Below are 16,153 nucleotides of genomic sequence, written 5' to 3'. Positions count from 1 at the left end.
ACATGAAAACATATCCAATTCAAACAATGACCCTGGAAGAAGCAAAGCAAAAACAGTTCCAGCTGGTAGATATCATTCATCAACATTTTAAGGGAGAGGAATTTCTAAGGGGAGGCGACTATGGTGTAGTTCCCGGAATGGGAGGCCCCCGTACCACCAGAAGGGTGGAGGCAGTCCTGGCCCAATTTTTTGATGCAGAGGCGGCAATCCTTGTAAGGGGAGCCGGGACAGGGGCCATACGAAATGTAATGAATGCTATGTTGGCCGCCGGAGAAAAAATAGTGGTTCATAAGGCGCCCATCTATCCTACTACCAAAGTCATTATTGAGGCTATGGGCTTAATACCTCAATATGTAGATTATAATCAAGCCGAGGAAATCAGTAAAATCGACCCTGATATTCCCCTGGCAATTATACAATATTCAAGACAAAAAGTAGAAGATTCTTACGATATGGGTGAGGTAATCAGGGCACTGAAGCAGGTGAATCCTGACATATTAATTCTTACGGATGATAACTATGTGGTCATGAAGGCAGCCCAAATCGGGGTACAGCTGGGGGCCGATGCCAGTGCCTTTTCTTTATTTAAGCTTTTAGGGCCCGAAGGGATCGGATGCATTGTAGGAAAAGGTACCATTATTGAAAGGATTAGAAAAATAAACTATTCCGGTGGCAGCCAGGTACAGGGCCATGAAGCCATGGAAGCCCTTCGCTCTTTGGTATATGCACCTGTTTCCTTGGCGATACAGGCAGAAGAGGGAAATAAGGTGGTGGAAAGGCTAAATCAAGGAGAAATATCTGGTATTGAATCTGCCTTCATTGCCAATGCCCAATCAAGGGTAATTTTAGTAAAGTTCCAAAAACCTATTGCCAAGGCTGTGTTAAAGGAGGCCGCTGAATTGGGGGCAGCCCCTTATCCGGTGGGGGCAGAATCGAGGTACGAGGTGACTGCCATGTTCTATCGAGTGTCGGGGACCTTTCTTGAGGCCGACCCTACATTGGCAGATTATATGATCCGAATTAACCCCATGCGTTCTGGAGCAGATACCATCATAGGCCTTTTGAAGGGTTCCCTTGAAAAGGCCCTGGAAGCAGGTGACAAATAGATGTTTTTACAGGCGACAATAGAGCAAAATCCGTTATTAATCAAAACGGCTTTACAGCTTCACCAAGAGGGACAAATTGCCCCCAATACCTATTTACTTGACTTAGACAGCATCAGAGGAAATGCCCGGCTGCTGGCCGATACGGCCAGAAGACATGATATTCAACTTTATATGATGACAAAGCAAATTGGAAGAAATCCTGAGGTGGCAAAGCTTATAGCAGAGGAGGGCATTGAAAGGGCTGTGGCGGTGGACCCATGGGAAGCTGTTACCCTGGCAGAGGCTGGAGTGGCCCTGGGAAATGTGGGGCATTTGGTTCAAATACCAAGGGGGTTAATGGCTAAAATTTTGTCCTTTCGCCCGGAGGTGGTAACTGTTTTTTCAGTGGAAAAGGCCCTGGAAGTTGGTGCCGAGGCCACAAGACAGGGGTATGTTCAAGACATTTTGCTGAAGGTGGTGGGCAAAAATGACATGATTTATGAAGGGCAGTTGGGAGGCTTTAAGGAGGAGCTGCTGCTGGATTCCGCCCGTAGAATATTGCAAATTCCGGGGGTAAGAATTGTAGGCTGTACGGTGTTTCCCTGCCTGCTGTTTAATAGTGAAACAAAAATGGTAGAAAAGACCCCTAATGCCGATACTCTGCTTCGGTCTGTGGATATTCTGCAGAAGGAGCTGGATATTCAAATTCTCCAGATTAATGGACCCAGTGCCACTTCTGCAAACTCCATTCCGCTATTAAAGCAGTTGGGCGTAACCCATGGGGAACCGGGTCATGCCCTGACAGGTACCACCCCACTTCATGCCTATGAAAAACAGCCCGAGATTCCTTCTATGGTCTATGTCAGTGAGGTGTCACATATTTATGACGGCAGGGCCTACGTCTATGGCGGCGGACATTACAGAAGATCCAGGGCCGAGGGGGCTCTGGTGGGCTCCAGCTTTGATTCAATGGTTGAAAATGTACTTGAAATTGATCCCATTTCACCAGAAAATATTGACTATTACGGAGCCCTGGTGATGAAAAATAGACCTGCCGCCATTGGTGATACGGCAATTTTTAGTTATCGAACTCAAATTTTTGTCACCAGAAGCCACGTAGCCCTGGTGGAGGGAATTCAAAATGGAAAGCCGAGGCTGGTTGGCGTTTATGACAGCCTGGGCAAAAAACTAAGATAGGGGTGAATACCATGGCAAAAAGAGTTATTCTATTGGTGTTAGACAGCCTGGGGGTAGGGGCCATGGAGGATACGGCCCTGGTCAGGCCCCAGGACCAAGAAGCCAATACCTTTTACCACATTATTGATACGACAAATGTAAACCTGCCTGTGCTGGAGTCCTTAGGTGTTAATCATATCCTAGGGCATCCTGCCCTTAAAACCATAGCACCCATGGCCAGTTATGGCAAACTCAACCTAATGCACTACGGTGCCGACAGCTATGCCGGGCATCAGGAAATCATGGGAACCAGACCCATGAAGCCCCTGATGGAGCCCTTTATTCAGTCCATTGATAGGGTAAAAAAGGCCTTGATGGAGGCAGGCTATGGGGTTACCATTCCCCATGGGGATACGCCCTATTTGCTAGTCAATGATTGTGTGATAGTGGGTGACAATATTGAAACGGATTATGGCCAGATTTATAATGTATCAGGAGCCCTGGATGTGATTTCCTTTGAACAGGTTTTGGAAATTGCCAGGGTAGTGAGGGAAAATGTCAAGGTAAATCGTGTGATTGCCCTGGGGGGCCAAGATGTCAGCCCCCGGCAGCTTATCGACAGTGTTGAGCGGCGACAGGACGGCCTGATCGGTGTCAATTCTCCCAAATCAGGAGTTTATAAAAAGGGGTATCGTGCCATACACCTGGGCTATGGGGTCTCACCCGACCAACAAATCAGCACGATATTAGCCCGAAGTCAAAGGGAGGTTTCACTGATTGGTAAGATGCAGGATGTGATTCATTGTGATGGGGCTAAAAAGGTTCCCGCCGTTGAAACAGCCCTGGTGATGGAACATGTTCTAAGGGAAATGGATCAGCTTAAAGAGGGACTGATAGCCGCCACTGTTCAAGAAACCGATCTGGCAGGTCACAGTCAGGACCCAGCAAAATACGCACGAATCCTTCAGATAGTAGATCAATCACTGGTTGAAGTGTTACAAAAAATGACTGAGGAGGACTTGCTCATTGTTACAGCAGATCATGGCAACGACCCGACCATCGGCCATAGTCAGCATACTAGGGAAAAAACCCTGCTGTTGGCTTACGGGAAAGGACTTCGGGCTGTGGATCTGGGGGAAAGGGCTACCCTTTCAGATATTGCTTCAACCATTGCCCAATACTTTGGAGTTCAGACTCCAGAAAACGGTACAGGCTTTTTTGAATTAATGAGGTAGGTGAATAAAGTGAAAATCGTGGTAGCAGAGAATTATCAGGAATTAAGTAAATTGGCGGCAAGGATTATTGCTGAAGCAGTTCAATCGAAGCCCGATGGGGTCCTTGGGCTGGCTACGGGCAGTACCCCCCTGGGTACCTATCAGGAGCTGATTAGAATTCATCAGGAGGAGGGACTGGATTTTTCTCGAATTGTTACCTTTAACCTGGACGAATATTATGGGCTTCATTCCCTTCATCCCCAAAGCTACGGGTATTTTATGAGGGAAAATCTATTTAAGCATATCAACATAGACCTTAAAAATACCCATATTCCCAATGGAACCCCCGAAGACCTTGAGGCTGAATGCAGGGCCTATGATGAGCTTTTGACGGCCCACGGAGGAATTGACTTACAGCTCCTGGGGATTGGGGAAAACGGTCATGTTGGCTTTAATGAGCCCTCTGCCAATTTAAATGTTTATACCCATCTGGTCCAATTAAAGGAGGAGACGATCAGGGCCAACAGCCGCTTTTTCTCATCCCTTAAGGAAGTTCCCACCCAAGCTATAACTATGGGCTTAGGGGGAATATTGAAGGCTAAAAAAATACTATTATTAGCTGCTGGAAAGGCTAAGGCCCCGGTGATTGCCAAGCTATTGGAGGGTAAGCTGAGTACCCAGGTGCCTGCTTCGATTCTACAGGTTCATCCCCAGGTGGTTGTAATCGTAGACCAGGAGATCGGTCATGAATTAAAGCTAAAGAAGCATTACGGGGCAGAAGCAATAAATGTTTAAACTTAAATAGTCTACAAAAATGTAGAGGCCTTGGCCTCTTTTTTTTATGGAGATTTATTTTGTTAAAAGAATTATAACATATTCATAACAATTTTCGACACATGCATTTCACTATTCATGATAATATATTAATAAAAATTAACTATATTATTAAGAAAATGTATTCTTTATTGAGGTTATATGCTGTCACAGGTTTTGCAGAGGACTATTCCCAAAGCTCCACTGCAATTAAACCTTTTGATGGGAGAAAAGGTACCTGACAGAAATATAATATTGACAGCCAAGCTGATCATTAGAGGGAATCGAGAATATTTGAAAGAATGAAAGGGGTATTGCTTATGAAAAAAGGAATCTGTATTGTCTGCTGCTTTGTGCTCATCCTTACCTTTACCTTCACCACCTGGGCCCATCAGGAAGAAAGCATCTATTTGGGTCCCTATGCCAACACAATTGTATATGATGAAACAGGGAAAGTTGACGCTAAATACTATGAAGACCTACAGTACAGGCTCATTAAAGAGTTTGAAGAAAAGCTTCAAAAAACCGATAAAATGACGAAGCAATCGGTTGTTTTGCCAGCCTCCCTCAGTAGTGTTGCTCCCGGCGATGTTTTTGTTTCCTTTACTGGAACCACCTCAGGAATTGATTTTGCCCTGGTGGGACATGCTTCTCTGGCAGAAACCAGTGGAGGGGTATGGGCTATTTCATCCTGGCCGGAAAGCAAGAGTCCTTCGGGAGTAAATGGTGTTCAGTATGAATATCGCTATTGGGACAACTTAAGTAAAATCTACGCACTGCGGGTCAAGGGCAGCACCAGTACCACACGGAATAATGCGGTGAATAATGCCAGGGCCATTGCTTCAAGAAATCCAAGGCCCCCTTACAACTGGTTCTTTTTAAACAAATTTACCACCTCTAGCTTTTATTGCTCACAGCTGGTGTGGCGGGCCTGGTATGATGCAGGTGTCAATATCGATCGGTTCCCCTATGATACAGTTGTATCGCCGGCAGAATTAACGGGTGACCATATGCAGGTTCTGTATTACAGGAACTAATACTAACCTTGATAAGTGCGGTGATTTTGCCGCACTTATCAATTAAACTCCTGGGGTGAAGAGGATGAAACAGAGAAATAATATTCAAATCTTGTGTCTAATAATACTATTTTGTCTCTTGATTATTAATGTAGGCTGTACCCGTAGAGAAACAGATGAGAATTTTATCAAGACTGAAAATGGAAAATACCTTTTTGCCTTTAGCACAGGTTTAAGGGAAGAATCCATTAATTCCTTTTCTGTTTTATATCAGGATGGTACTGTTAACGAGCATCCAGTCAATCGTTCCATTGTTATTGTCAACTCCCTTAGGATAGGTGAAGCTCTCATGTTCTTTTCCAGACAAAAAAATACTCATTTTGTAATAGAGAATAATCGATTACAGGAGTTCTCCTTTTTAGAAGAAAGATATGGCGATTCCTATGTGGGGGTACTGTTTGCATCAGAGAATAACGGCTATATACTCACCGGAATGAATGTGGGCTTTTCTGATGAAGGGTATATCTCAGAACTTCTATATAAAGAAGAAAGTGAAGGTGGTTATCATAATATAACCTTTTATGATAAAATCCTTTGCTCAGCCGTTTATTCAGGCGGAATCATCTATTTACAATACTTAGACTTAAATAAACGGGATGACAATGATTTCTTTAGAAAATCAGGTATTTTAGAGATTGATGTATATAGTCAAGAAATAATCAGCGATATTTTACTGGACAGTAAATATGAGGGTGAGCCTGATCGTCCCCTGGTATTGTCTAATAATGAAGTCATTTTGTTCAGACCCGAATTAAATGAAGAGGCAATTCCCACCGGGAGATCCCACTTGGCTGTCTATTCCCAGGGGGAGATAAAAAAGGAATTAACCCTGGAGGATTTTATCGTAATTCATATTCATGCCTTCAATGGAAAGCTCTATCTGGTGGATTTATTTGGCTCAGTTAGGGTATTGGATGACGAATATAAGCTGTTAGATATTTATGAGCTTGATCAATTTCAAGGCAGCATTAGGGATCTATACACCAACGAGGGAGAACTTTATGTTGCTTTGATGGATGAAAAAAAACTGATGAAAATTAACCGGTACAACTTAGGTAATGGCCGGTTGATGGAATCAGATCCTATTATTTACCCAAAGACAATCGACTGGAACAAGGAAAGCTTTACATTTTTACCGATAAAATAAAAAGAGGTCTGACTATTTCCCCTGGGGGAATAACCAGACCTCTTTCTTATTTTTGAGATGTATTAAATTCCTGAAAATAACGCAGTACCCGGGCCACATAGCTTTGGGTTTCCTTAAATGGGGGGATGCCCCCATAACCGTCAACATTGCCAGGACCAGCATTATAGGCGGCCAAGGCCAACGATAGATCACCATTATAGCGATCCAGCATTTGCTTAAGATACCTGGCCCCCCCATTGATATTTTCCTGGGGATCCCAGGGATTATTAACCCCCAGGGCTGCGGCGGTTTCAGGCATAAGCTGCATTAATCCCTGGGCCCCAGCGCTGGAAAGGGCAGTGGGATTGAATCCTGATTCAGCCTTCATAACAGCCTTAACTAAGTTGGCAGAAACCTGGTATCTTCTGGCGGCATTCATTATCATAGAATCATAGGCTGATGAAGGGGTTGATTCTTCACTGGAATAGGTATTTAATACCTCTTGAAAGTTTTTTTGATTAGGCATGGGAATATTTAATTTTATTGGTATACGACTTTGAATTTCACTAATTTTTTCATAAAAAATATTCTGGATTAAGTTCTTCATCCGATGCTACCTCCCAATCGAAGGAATAATTTTTCTAATTACTATTATATATATAATATGACCTGTAGACAACTTTTCTAAAAAATATGGTGTAAAAGTCTTAGTTATTTCTGGGCTTTTGGGTGGAGCCGTATATTCGCTTTAGAATGGAGGGATTGATTTGAGACCGGTTCGTAGAATGGTAAAGAAAAAAAATCGCCGAATTAATTTATTGCTGTTGCTTTTTATTGGTATGATTATTCCTGCCACTGCCATCTATGTAGGCTTAAGAATTACAGAAAGATGGGTGTCACCAGTTTTAAATTCCGACGATCTCGATTATGATTTTGTAATGGATCAGGAGGAATTGGAATCAAAAGAGGAATCCAATGGTAATTCGTCAGAAGAAGAAAAATCATCCGAGGAGGTATCTGGTCAGGAAAATGTAATGGAGGCAGAAATAAAGCCCCTTTCAGTCTATGTCATTCAAATTGCCAGTTTAGGCGATACAACCAATATTGATGCAATGATTAATCAGCTTAATGAAAACAAGCTACCCTATTTAGTATACCAAATGGATAACAGCTACAAGGTATTTGTCATGGGAGCTACCCGCAGAGATCAGATTGAAGGTGAATTGGAGCACGTAAGGTCGTTATATCCAGATGCCTATATTAATGAAGTTTTATTGCCCAAAACGGTTGTTTCCTTTAGTGAAAAGGAGGATGGCAAAATCCCTCAATTGATTGTAAATATAAATAATACCATTGATATTATGGATAGCCAGGGGGCAGAATGGTATAATTTTTTCGAAAAAGAAGGAGATTTGAATCAATATAGCGAATTGTTAAAAAAACAACATGAAATATTGGCTGAAATAACAGATATACTCAATAGTGGGTCATTACCTGCTAGCTTTGCGAAGGGTGATGCCCTGGAGAAAATGGTACATTACCAAGAAAGTAATATTAATCGTTCCCTAGAGCTAATAGATGAAAATAACAGTGAAAATCTTCACAAGCTTCATAGCCTATACCTTGATAGTCTATTTCGGATTGTAGAGGTAATCAAATGACGAATTTAATGGAGGGATAGAATGAATTTAAAGGAAATTCAAGAGCTATTAGAAGCAGAGGTGATAACTGGTTCGGAATTCCTGGATAGAGAGATTAAGACGGTTTTTGCCTGTGATTTGATGAGTGATGTATTGGCTTTTGTGGAAAATAAAACGCTTTTGTTAACAGGGCTGGTTAATCCCCATACAATTCGTACGGCAGAAATGATGGATATTAATGCAATTGTTTTTGTCAGAGGTAAAATGCCCGATGAAGAGACGATTAAGCTGGCCCAGGAAAATAAGATTGTATTAATTTGCACCAAGCATATTTTATATACAAGCTGCGGAATCCTATTTCAAAATGGCTTAATGGGGGCTGAAATTGCACAAAAATAGATAAAGAGGAGCGTGGGGGATATTTTATTAAGCTATGAAGTAGCCAAGCATGATTTCTCAAAGGCAGGAGAAGCCTCAAGCGGCATTAAAAAGGTTTTGAGGCAATTGGGAATCCCGGACAGTATTATCAGGCGGGTTGCTGTGGCCACCTATGAGGCAGAGATGAATATCGTTATCCATTCAGAAGGGGGACAAATTACCCTGTCCATCATACCAGAGAAGCTTGTGATTACCGCCAAGGATTTAGGGCCGGGAATTGAAAATATAGAAATTGCCATGAAGGAAGGCTATTCAACGGCCTCCCGGGAGATTCGGGAGCTGGGTTTCGGGGCTGGAATGGGATTGCCCAATATGAAGCGATGCGCCGATGAGTTTCATATTGAATCTGCCCTGGGACGACCAACAGAAATCACCATTACCTTCTATATTAAGTAAGGGGTTTTTCTAAACTAAAGGGGAAAGGGAGGAGTTTTGATGCTTGTCAGTGAGTTGGTAGAGGCCTTAGGTCTGGAGGTACTTGCAGGTCAACAAGGGTTAAACTCTGAAATGAAGGGTGTATATGTTTGTGATCTGTTAAGTTGGGTCATGTCAAAGTTAGAGAAAGGAAATTGCTGGATCACCATACAAACCCATATCAATATTGTAGCTGTGGCATTGCTGGGAGAGGCTGCCTGTATCTTAATACCCGAAAATGCCAAGGTGGACGATAATACAATCGAAAAGGCAAACGAAGAACAGATTCCGTTATTAAGAAGTCCTTTAAATGCTTATCAATTGATCAAAAAAATTGGGGAATTGGAAGATGTACAATGAAGCTGGCCTATGACCTCCATATTCATAGTGGTTTATCACCCTGTAGTGACGATGACATGACGCCCAATAATGTGGTGACCATGGCCAGACTCAAGGGCTTAGATGTAATTGCTATTACAGATCATAATGCCACAGGAAATTTAGCCTCTTTTAACAGGGTAGCGAAAAAGCAGGGTTTATTAATGATTCCTGGGGTTGAGGTAACAACAAGGGAAGAGGTACATATATTGGGGTTGTTTCCAAGGGTCATGGATGCTTTCAACTTTCAGCAGGTAATTGATGAGGCACTACCTAAAATAAAAAATCACCATGAAATTTTTGGGAAACAGTTAATTTATGATGATATGGATAATATCATTGACCAAAAAGAACACCTCTTGTTAAGTGCACTTCAACTTTCCATTGAAGATACGATAAAGGCCATAAGGGCCTTTAAAGGAGTGCCAATTCCTGCCCATATTAACCGGGAGGCCTATAGTATTTTGACCAGCCTCGGCTTTATTCCCCCTGATTTAGCTCTGAAGACGGTGGAAATAACCTCAAATTGCCAGTATGAGGAATTGGAAAAGAGACATTCTTATCTTAAGGGCTATTTCAAAATTTATAATTCCGATGCACATCAGTTAGGCAGCATTTCTGAAAGGGAACACTATATAGAAGTGAAGGAAAAAACCAGTAGCGCTGTTTTAATGGGGCTGGCGCAGCAGAGGGGTTACTATTGAAAAAGAGGATTGAGGTGATTTGCTAGATGAAAGAATTGTCACTACATATATTAGATATTGCAGAAAATGGGATTCGTGCCAAGGCAACTCAAATTAAAATTACGATCGTAGAAAATTTAAAAACCGATCGTTTACATATTACCATTGAAGATAATGGCTACGGTATGGAAGAAGATTTTTTAGATAAGGTATTGGACCCCTTTACCACCACAAGGACAACTCGGAGGGTGGGATTGGGGCTTCCTTTTTTTAAAAGGGCTGCAGAGGAATGTAACGGACAGATGAGAATCAGCTCTAATCCGGGGCAGGGTACAATTGTTGAAGCTACCTTTCAACATAGTCATATAGACCGGGTTCCCCTGGGAAATATGGCGGAGACCTTAACGACTTTAATTTTAGCAAATGATTCCATTGACTATATTTATGAGCATTTCTACAATGAAAATAAATTTTTTTTTAGTACAATAGAAATTAAAAAAAGGCTCCAAGATATTTCAATCAGCGAGGTAGAAGTGGTTTTGTGGATAAAAGAATATATTGAAGAAGGACTAAAAGAACTTGTGAAAAATTAGATTTTATAATAATATAATATTTGATATACAATTTTATTCTAGAATGTTAATTAATAAAGAATAATTCATTAACATTCTAAAAATTCTACAAACACAGGTCTTTTACAGTAGTTGGAATATGCTGGCAATATACGGTATACAGTATTTTGCTTGTGTACTTTTCTAATTATAATGAAGGAACTTGTATTTTTATGTAGAATAAAGGTATAGTTAACAAATTGACAAAATTAAATTTTATGTAAGGGGTGAAATAACAATGAAGTATTTAACCTTTAAAGCAGGTATTCATCCACCTGAGTATAAGGAATCAACAGAACACTTGGCAATTGAGCAGGCAATTAAGCCGAGTGTTGTTACAATTCCGCTCCAGCAGCATATCGGAGCACCGGCTGAGGCGTTGGTTAAGGTTGGTGACAGAGTATTGGTTGGAGAAAAAATTGGAGAAGCAAAGGGCTTTGTTTCTGCACCTGTCCATTCAAGTGTTTCGGGAACTGTAAAGGCCATTGTGTCAAAGCCTGCAGTTGGTGGAAATGAAGTTCTTTCTATTGTAATTGAATCTGACGGAGAAGAAGAGGTACATCCCTCCGTAAAGCCTAAGGGTGAAATTGAAAAGCTTCAACCTAAGGAAATTATTGAAATTATTAAGGAAGCAGGCATTGTTGGTATGGGTGGTGCAACCTTTCCAACCCATGTAAAGCTATCGCCTCCCCCTGATAAGAAAATTGACACTATTATCTTAAATGGTGCCGAATGTGAGCCCTATTTAACCGCTGATCATCGATTAATGCTTGAAACACCTGAACTTGTTATTGATGGACTAAGGGCCATGATGAAGGCTGTTGGTGTTGATAAAGGCTTTATTGGTATTGAGTCAAATAAGCCTGATGCCATTGAAGTAATGAAGAAGGCTGCCGAAAAGTTTAGTAACATTGAAGTTGTAACTTTACAGACCAAATATCCCCAAGGGGCTGAAAAGCAATTGATTGTTGCCTGTACAAGTCGTGAGGTTCCCTCTGGGGGATTACCAATGGATGCCGGTGTAATCGTTAACAATGTTGGAACTGCTGCACAGGTGGCAATTGCCATTAAAACGGGTATGCCTTTAATTGAAAGAATCACCACCGTAGCAGGCAAAGGAATTAAAACACCTAAAAATTTGAAGATCAAAATTGGTGTTTCAATTAAGGAAGTAATTGAACAATGCGGTGGATACGAAGGTAAACCAGGTAAAATTATTTCAGGTGGACCAATGATGGGACTGGCTCAGCATTCTGAAGAGGTGGTCATATCAAAGGGTAGCTCAGGAATCCTGGTATTTACTGAGGAAGAAGCAAAACTGCCGGAAGAAGGACCCTGTATTCGATGTGGAAAGTGTGTAGAAGTTTGCCCTGCCTTCATACAGCCTTTGCATATTAGTAATTATTCACGAAACAATATGATGGAGCATGCGGAAAAATATAGGGCCCTGGATTGTATTGAATGTGGCTCCTGTTCCTATGTATGTCCTGCAAAAATACAATTATTACAGTCGATTCGAGTTGCAAAACGCAGTATCATAGCTAAAAAAAGAAAGCAAGCTTAAGTTTGATGGGAGGGAAAGGAAATAATGGAAGAAAAATTAATTGTATCTTCTTCTCCGCATATACGTTCTGAAAATACAACCTCTAAAATTATGCTGGACGTTGTAATTGCATTGTTACCTGCGGTTGTAGGAGCAGTATACTTCTTTAGATTAAATGCAGCATTGATTATTGCTTTAGCCGTAATCACTGCGATAGCCTCGGAGTGGGGCATTCAAAAAATTAGAAACAGACCCAGCACTATTTCTGACATGAGTGCAGTTGTAACAGGATTATTGGTTGCTTTAAACATTCCTGCTTCAGCACCCTGGTGGATTCCTGTTGTAGGTTCAGCCTTTGCTATTATTATTGTTAAACAATTATTCGGAGGTTTGGGGCAAAACTTCATGAATCCTGCCCTGGCTGCTAGAATTATGATGACAATTTCCTGGACTGATCTAATGACGGGGTGGGTAAAGCCCGGTGTCGATGCAGTTTCAACAGCGACCCCTTTAAGCTATGTCAAAGGAGTCACTGCGGTACCCGGTAACGCTCCCCAATTATTTGACACCATTATAGGAAATATCGGAGGCTGTATTGGTGAAACCTCTGCAATCCTTCTGATTTTAGGCGGCCTGTATTTAATTTACAGGGGAGTAATCGCTATTGAAATCCCAGTAATTTACATCTCTACTGTGGCCGTTTTAACTTTCATTAATGGCGGATTTGACGTAAACTATATGTTATATCATATTTTTTCTGGTGGTTTAATGCTGGGGGCTATTTTTATGGCAACCGACTATGCCTCTTCACCAGTCACTAAGCGTGGCAGAATGATTTTTGCCCTGGGCTGTGGTATTTTAACCAGTGTAATTCGTATTTTCGGTTCTTACCCAGAGGGTGTAGGCTTTTCAATTCTATTAATGAACATTGCAGCACCGTTAATTGAAAAATATACTAGCCCTAGAGTGTTTGGGGAGGTGAAGCAAAATGCGTGATATAATTAAAATGGGACTAATCCTATTAATCATTACTTCCATCGCCGCATTTGTTTTAGGAATAACCAATGATGTAACCCAGGCGATTATTCAAGAAAGATTAGAACAAGAAAACATTGAATCAATCAGAGCCCTGTTGCCTGAGGCATCAGAGTTTAACCGAGTAGAGGATGTCGATGCCACTGCAGGTGTTGTAGAAGTATATGAAGGCTCGAAGGATGGTACCGTGGTCGGCTACACTGTAAAAACAGAGCAAAATGGATACGGTGGTAACGTGGTTATCCTAATTGGTATGTCTATCGATGGTGAAATTGTTGGGGTGAAAATTGCCGAGCATTCTGAAACTCCGGGTTTAGGCTCTAAAATCACCGATGCTTCCTTTGTTAATCAATACGTAGGCAAAGGTACTGCAAATCAGTTCAATGTTACCAAGGATCAGCCTGCCAAGGACGAAGATATTCAGGCAATTTCTGGAGCAACTGTTTCCAGTAGGGCTGTTACCGATGGCGTAAACAGTGCCACAGAGCTTTTTGAAAGTACATTGAAGAATCGATAGATTATTGGAGGTGAAAGTATGAGTTTAGGTCGTATATTTTCCAAGGGAATTGTTTATGATAACCCTACGTTTGTTCAGCTATTAGGAATGTGTCCAACCCTTGCGGTAACCAACTCTGCCATGAACGGTTTGGGGATGGGCTTAGCAACAACGGCTGTTTTAATTGGCTCTAATGCCGTTATCTCGTTAATTAAAAACTTTATACCCAGTAAAATTAGAATTCCTGCTTTTGTTGTAGTAATTGCAACCTTTGTAACCATGGTAGGAATGATGCTTAAGGCCTTCATGCCAGCTCTGGATCAGGCCCTGGGTATTTTTATACCATTGATTGTTGTTAACTGCTTAATCCTTGCAAGGGCTGAAGCCTTTGCTTCCAAGAGCTCAGCCGTATCGTCAATAGTAGATGGTGTCGGCATGGGATTAGGCTTTGCCCTGGCCTTAACTATTTTAGGAATTATTCGTGAGCTTTTAGGAGCAGGAACAATTTTTGGTGCAGCTGTTATGCCAAGCTTCTATGAGCCAGCAAGGTTTATGACCCAAGCTCCTGGTGCATTCCTTGCATTGGGGCTGTTATTGGCATTATATAACAGAATGACTGCAAAAAAATTAAATGAGCTATAAGGAGGTGTAGGATTTGTCAGTTTCTTCAATATTTATTCTATTGGTCAGTTCAATTTTAGTTAATAACTTTGTTTTATCAAGATTTTTAGGAATATGTCCTTTTTTAGGGGTTTCAAAACAGGTTGAAACCGCCTTCGGAATGGGTATGGCGGTAACCTTTGTTATGGCTCTGGCCTCTATGATCACTTATCTTGTTTATAATTTAATGCTGGTGCCCTTAAATTTGGTTTATCTGCAAACTATTGCCTTTATTTTGGTAATTGCAGCTTTAGTGCAATTAGTTGAAATGGTTATTGAAAAAACCAGTCCTACGCTATACCAATCATTGGGAGTTTATCTGCCTTTGATTACAACCAATTGCGCTGTTCTTGGGGTTGCATTAATTAATATTCAAATGGAATATAATTTCATAGAGGTATTAATCAGCGGTATTGGTGCCGCCATTGGATTTTCTCTGGCAATTATTCTTTTTGCAGCTATAAGAGAAAGACTGGAGCTATTTGATGTACCAGAGGTATTTAAAGGATTTCCAATAGCTTTGATTACTGCCAGCCTGATGTCATTAGCCTTTATGGGCTTTGCCGGTTTGGTGTAAAGGAGTGGTCATAATGAACTTAGAAGTTGTACTTTATCCGGTTTTAAGCTTAGGTGGTCTGGGCCTTTTATTTGGCGCAGGACTTGCCTATGCTTCTCAAAAATTTGCCATAGAGGTTGATCCAAAATTTATGGCAATTCGTGATGTGCTTCCTGGGGCCAATTGCGGGGGCTGTGGTTATCCTGGTTGTGATAGCTTTGCCAAGGCTGTTGCAGAGGGAAAGGCACCTACCAATGGTTGCCCTGTAGGCGGAGCCTCTTGTGCCGCTGCTGTGGCCGAAATTATGGGGGTAGAGGCCAAGGAAGAAGTTAAAAAGGTAGCAAAGGTAATCTGTAACGGAGATACCACTAAGTGTAAGGAAAAGTTTGAATATGAGGGAATTAGGGATTGTGTTGCTGCCACAATGATTGCTGGTGGAAGCAAATCCTGTCAATATGGTTGTTTAGGCTATGGTACCTGTGTAAAGGCTTGTCAATTTGATGCCATCGAAATTGTAGATGGAAGGATTGCGAAAATCATTCCTGAAAAATGTACGGCCTGTGGTAAATGTATTGAGGCATGCCCCAAGGATGTAATCGATATGGTGCCCTATGAACAGGATGTCGTTATTACCTGCAATAACAAAGAAACAGGTAAAGAAGTCAGACAAAAATGCAGCGTAGGCTGTATCGCATGCAAAATTTGTGTGAAAAATTGCCCCCATGAGGCAATCGACTTTGAAAACAACCTGGCCTTCATTAACTATGAAAAATGTACCAACTGCTTTGTATGTGTTGAGAAATGTCCTACAAAGGCCATTGAAGGAAATTTTGAAAGAAGAAATATTGACCAAAGAGATGCCATGTAAAGTCCATTTCTTAAGGTACTGTCATAAGAAAAAAGAGTTTCAAAATAGAAGCTCTTTTTTCTTTTTTTGTCGAAACAGCAGATTTATCCATTCCCACAAAAATTGGATGGCAATAGTTGATAATTACCCCTTGTAAGTTGAAAATAATAATGATAAACTTTTAATGATTCCCTGTTCAATTCAAGAAATTTCAGGTAAGAAAAGAAATAAAGCCTGATAATAAATTTCAATGTATTTCCAGTCTTTTAATCCCCCTAAAGAATAAATTTGTATCGAAAACTGTAGAATGGACAGGAAATTTTCTTAAATCTTGAAGATACTTTATGTTATTTTTAAAACAT

Annotated in this window: 19 protein-coding genes; 18 read left to right on the top strand and 1 reads right to left on the bottom strand. The window is 41.2% G+C overall.

Annotation, left to right across the window (positions count from 1 at the left end):
- The first annotated feature begins 2 nt into the window (after positions 1–2).
- The 6 genes from ACYQ1I_RS17395 to ACYQ1I_RS17370 all read left to right on the top strand — a co-directional run bounded on the left by ACYQ1I_RS17395 (position 3) and on the right by ACYQ1I_RS17370 (position 6,511).
- Positions 3–1,106 (top strand): aminotransferase class V-fold PLP-dependent enzyme, encoded by a 1,104-nt coding sequence (locus ACYQ1I_RS17395; RefSeq protein ID WP_459767598.1) that lies wholly within the window; start codon positions 3–5, stop codon positions 1,104–1,106.
- The gene (locus ACYQ1I_RS17390; protein ID WP_459767596.1) at positions 1,107–2,282 is read left to right on the top strand and encodes a YhfX family PLP-dependent enzyme; all 1,176 of its coding nucleotides are present in this window, start codon (positions 1,107–1,109) and stop codon (positions 2,280–2,282) included.
- An 11-nt stretch (positions 2,283–2,293) separates the two neighbouring features.
- Entirely contained in the window at positions 2,294–3,496 is a 1,203-nt protein-coding gene (locus ACYQ1I_RS17385; RefSeq protein ID WP_459767594.1) for a phosphopentomutase, read from the top strand.
- The gene (gene nagB / locus ACYQ1I_RS17380) at positions 3,497–4,270 is read left to right on the top strand and encodes a glucosamine-6-phosphate deaminase (RefSeq protein WP_459767592.1); all 774 of its coding nucleotides are present in this window, start codon (positions 3,497–3,499) and stop codon (positions 4,268–4,270) included.
- A gap of 338 nt (positions 4,271–4,608) precedes the next feature.
- Complete coding sequence (locus ACYQ1I_RS17375; protein WP_459767590.1) at positions 4,609–5,325, top strand: hypothetical protein; 717 nt, start codon at positions 4,609–4,611, stop codon at positions 5,323–5,325.
- A 64-nt stretch (positions 5,326–5,389) separates the two neighbouring features.
- Positions 5,390–6,511: a hypothetical protein gene (locus ACYQ1I_RS17370; RefSeq protein WP_459767588.1), complete on the top strand. Its 1,122-nt coding sequence runs from the start codon at positions 5,390–5,392 to the stop codon at positions 6,509–6,511.
- Between the two features lie 46 nt (positions 6,512–6,557).
- Here ACYQ1I_RS17370 and ACYQ1I_RS17365 read toward each other — a convergent pair whose 3' ends face one another.
- Positions 6,558–7,097 (bottom strand): lytic transglycosylase domain-containing protein, encoded by a 540-nt coding sequence (locus ACYQ1I_RS17365; protein WP_459767586.1) that lies wholly within the window; start codon positions 7,095–7,097, stop codon positions 6,558–6,560.
- Positions 7,098–7,257: 160 nt separating this feature from the next.
- On the opposite strand from ACYQ1I_RS17365, the gene ACYQ1I_RS17360 reads away from it, so the two are divergent.
- The 12 genes from ACYQ1I_RS17360 (at position 7,258) to ACYQ1I_RS17305 (ending at position 15,812) form a co-directional block, all read left to right on the top strand.
- Positions 7,258–8,151 (top strand): hypothetical protein, encoded by an 894-nt coding sequence (locus ACYQ1I_RS17360; protein WP_459767584.1) that lies wholly within the window; start codon positions 7,258–7,260, stop codon positions 8,149–8,151.
- 21 nt (positions 8,152–8,172) lie between these two features.
- The gene (locus tag ACYQ1I_RS17355; protein WP_459767582.1) at positions 8,173–8,529 is read left to right on the top strand and encodes a DRTGG domain-containing protein; all 357 of its coding nucleotides are present in this window, start codon (positions 8,173–8,175) and stop codon (positions 8,527–8,529) included.
- 12 nt (positions 8,530–8,541) lie between these two features.
- Positions 8,542–8,964: an ATP-binding protein gene (locus ACYQ1I_RS17350; RefSeq protein ID WP_459767580.1), complete on the top strand. Its 423-nt coding sequence runs from the start codon at positions 8,542–8,544 to the stop codon at positions 8,962–8,964.
- Between the two features lie 39 nt (positions 8,965–9,003).
- Positions 9,004–9,342, top strand: coding sequence for a DRTGG domain-containing protein (locus ACYQ1I_RS17345; RefSeq protein ID WP_459767578.1), 339 nt, complete (start codon positions 9,004–9,006; stop codon positions 9,340–9,342).
- Positions 9,339–10,064 carry a PHP domain-containing protein gene (locus ACYQ1I_RS17340; protein ID WP_459767576.1) on the top strand — a complete coding sequence of 242 codons (726 nt, stop codon included), beginning with the start codon at positions 9,339–9,341 and terminating at the stop codon, positions 10,062–10,064. The genes ACYQ1I_RS17345 and ACYQ1I_RS17340 overlap by 4 nt, the downstream gene beginning before the upstream one ends.
- A gap of 26 nt (positions 10,065–10,090) precedes the next feature.
- Entirely contained in the window at positions 10,091–10,636 is a 546-nt protein-coding gene (locus ACYQ1I_RS17335; protein WP_459767574.1) for an ATP-binding protein, read from the top strand.
- Positions 10,637–10,892: 256 nt separating this feature from the next.
- Entirely contained in the window at positions 10,893–12,218 is a 1,326-nt protein-coding gene (gene rsxC / locus ACYQ1I_RS17330) for an electron transport complex subunit RsxC (protein ID WP_459767572.1), read from the top strand.
- A 24-nt stretch (positions 12,219–12,242) separates the two neighbouring features.
- Entirely contained in the window at positions 12,243–13,193 is a 951-nt protein-coding gene (locus ACYQ1I_RS17325; RefSeq protein WP_459767570.1) for an RnfABCDGE type electron transport complex subunit D, read from the top strand.
- Positions 13,186–13,749: an RnfABCDGE type electron transport complex subunit G gene (locus tag ACYQ1I_RS17320; protein WP_459767568.1), complete on the top strand. Its 564-nt coding sequence runs from the start codon at positions 13,186–13,188 to the stop codon at positions 13,747–13,749. The genes ACYQ1I_RS17325 and ACYQ1I_RS17320 overlap by 8 nt, the downstream gene beginning before the upstream one ends.
- A gap of 18 nt (positions 13,750–13,767) precedes the next feature.
- Positions 13,768–14,370, top strand: a complete 603-nt coding sequence (rsxE, locus tag ACYQ1I_RS17315) for an electron transport complex subunit RsxE (protein ID WP_459767567.1) — start codon at positions 13,768–13,770, stop codon at positions 14,368–14,370.
- 13 nt (positions 14,371–14,383) lie between these two features.
- Positions 14,384–14,965, top strand: coding sequence for an electron transport complex subunit RsxA (gene rsxA / locus ACYQ1I_RS17310; protein WP_459767565.1), 582 nt, complete (start codon positions 14,384–14,386; stop codon positions 14,963–14,965).
- Positions 14,966–14,978: 13 nt separating this feature from the next.
- Complete coding sequence (locus ACYQ1I_RS17305) at positions 14,979–15,812, top strand: RnfABCDGE type electron transport complex subunit B (RefSeq protein WP_459767563.1); 834 nt, start codon at positions 14,979–14,981, stop codon at positions 15,810–15,812.
- The last annotated feature ends 341 nt before the right edge of the window (positions 15,813–16,153 follow it).

The sequence above is a fragment of the Alkaliphilus crotonatoxidans genome, from assembly GCF_054658015.1.
Note: the sequence above shows the minus strand (reverse complement) of the source record. Positions and strands in the feature narration are given on the sequence as shown.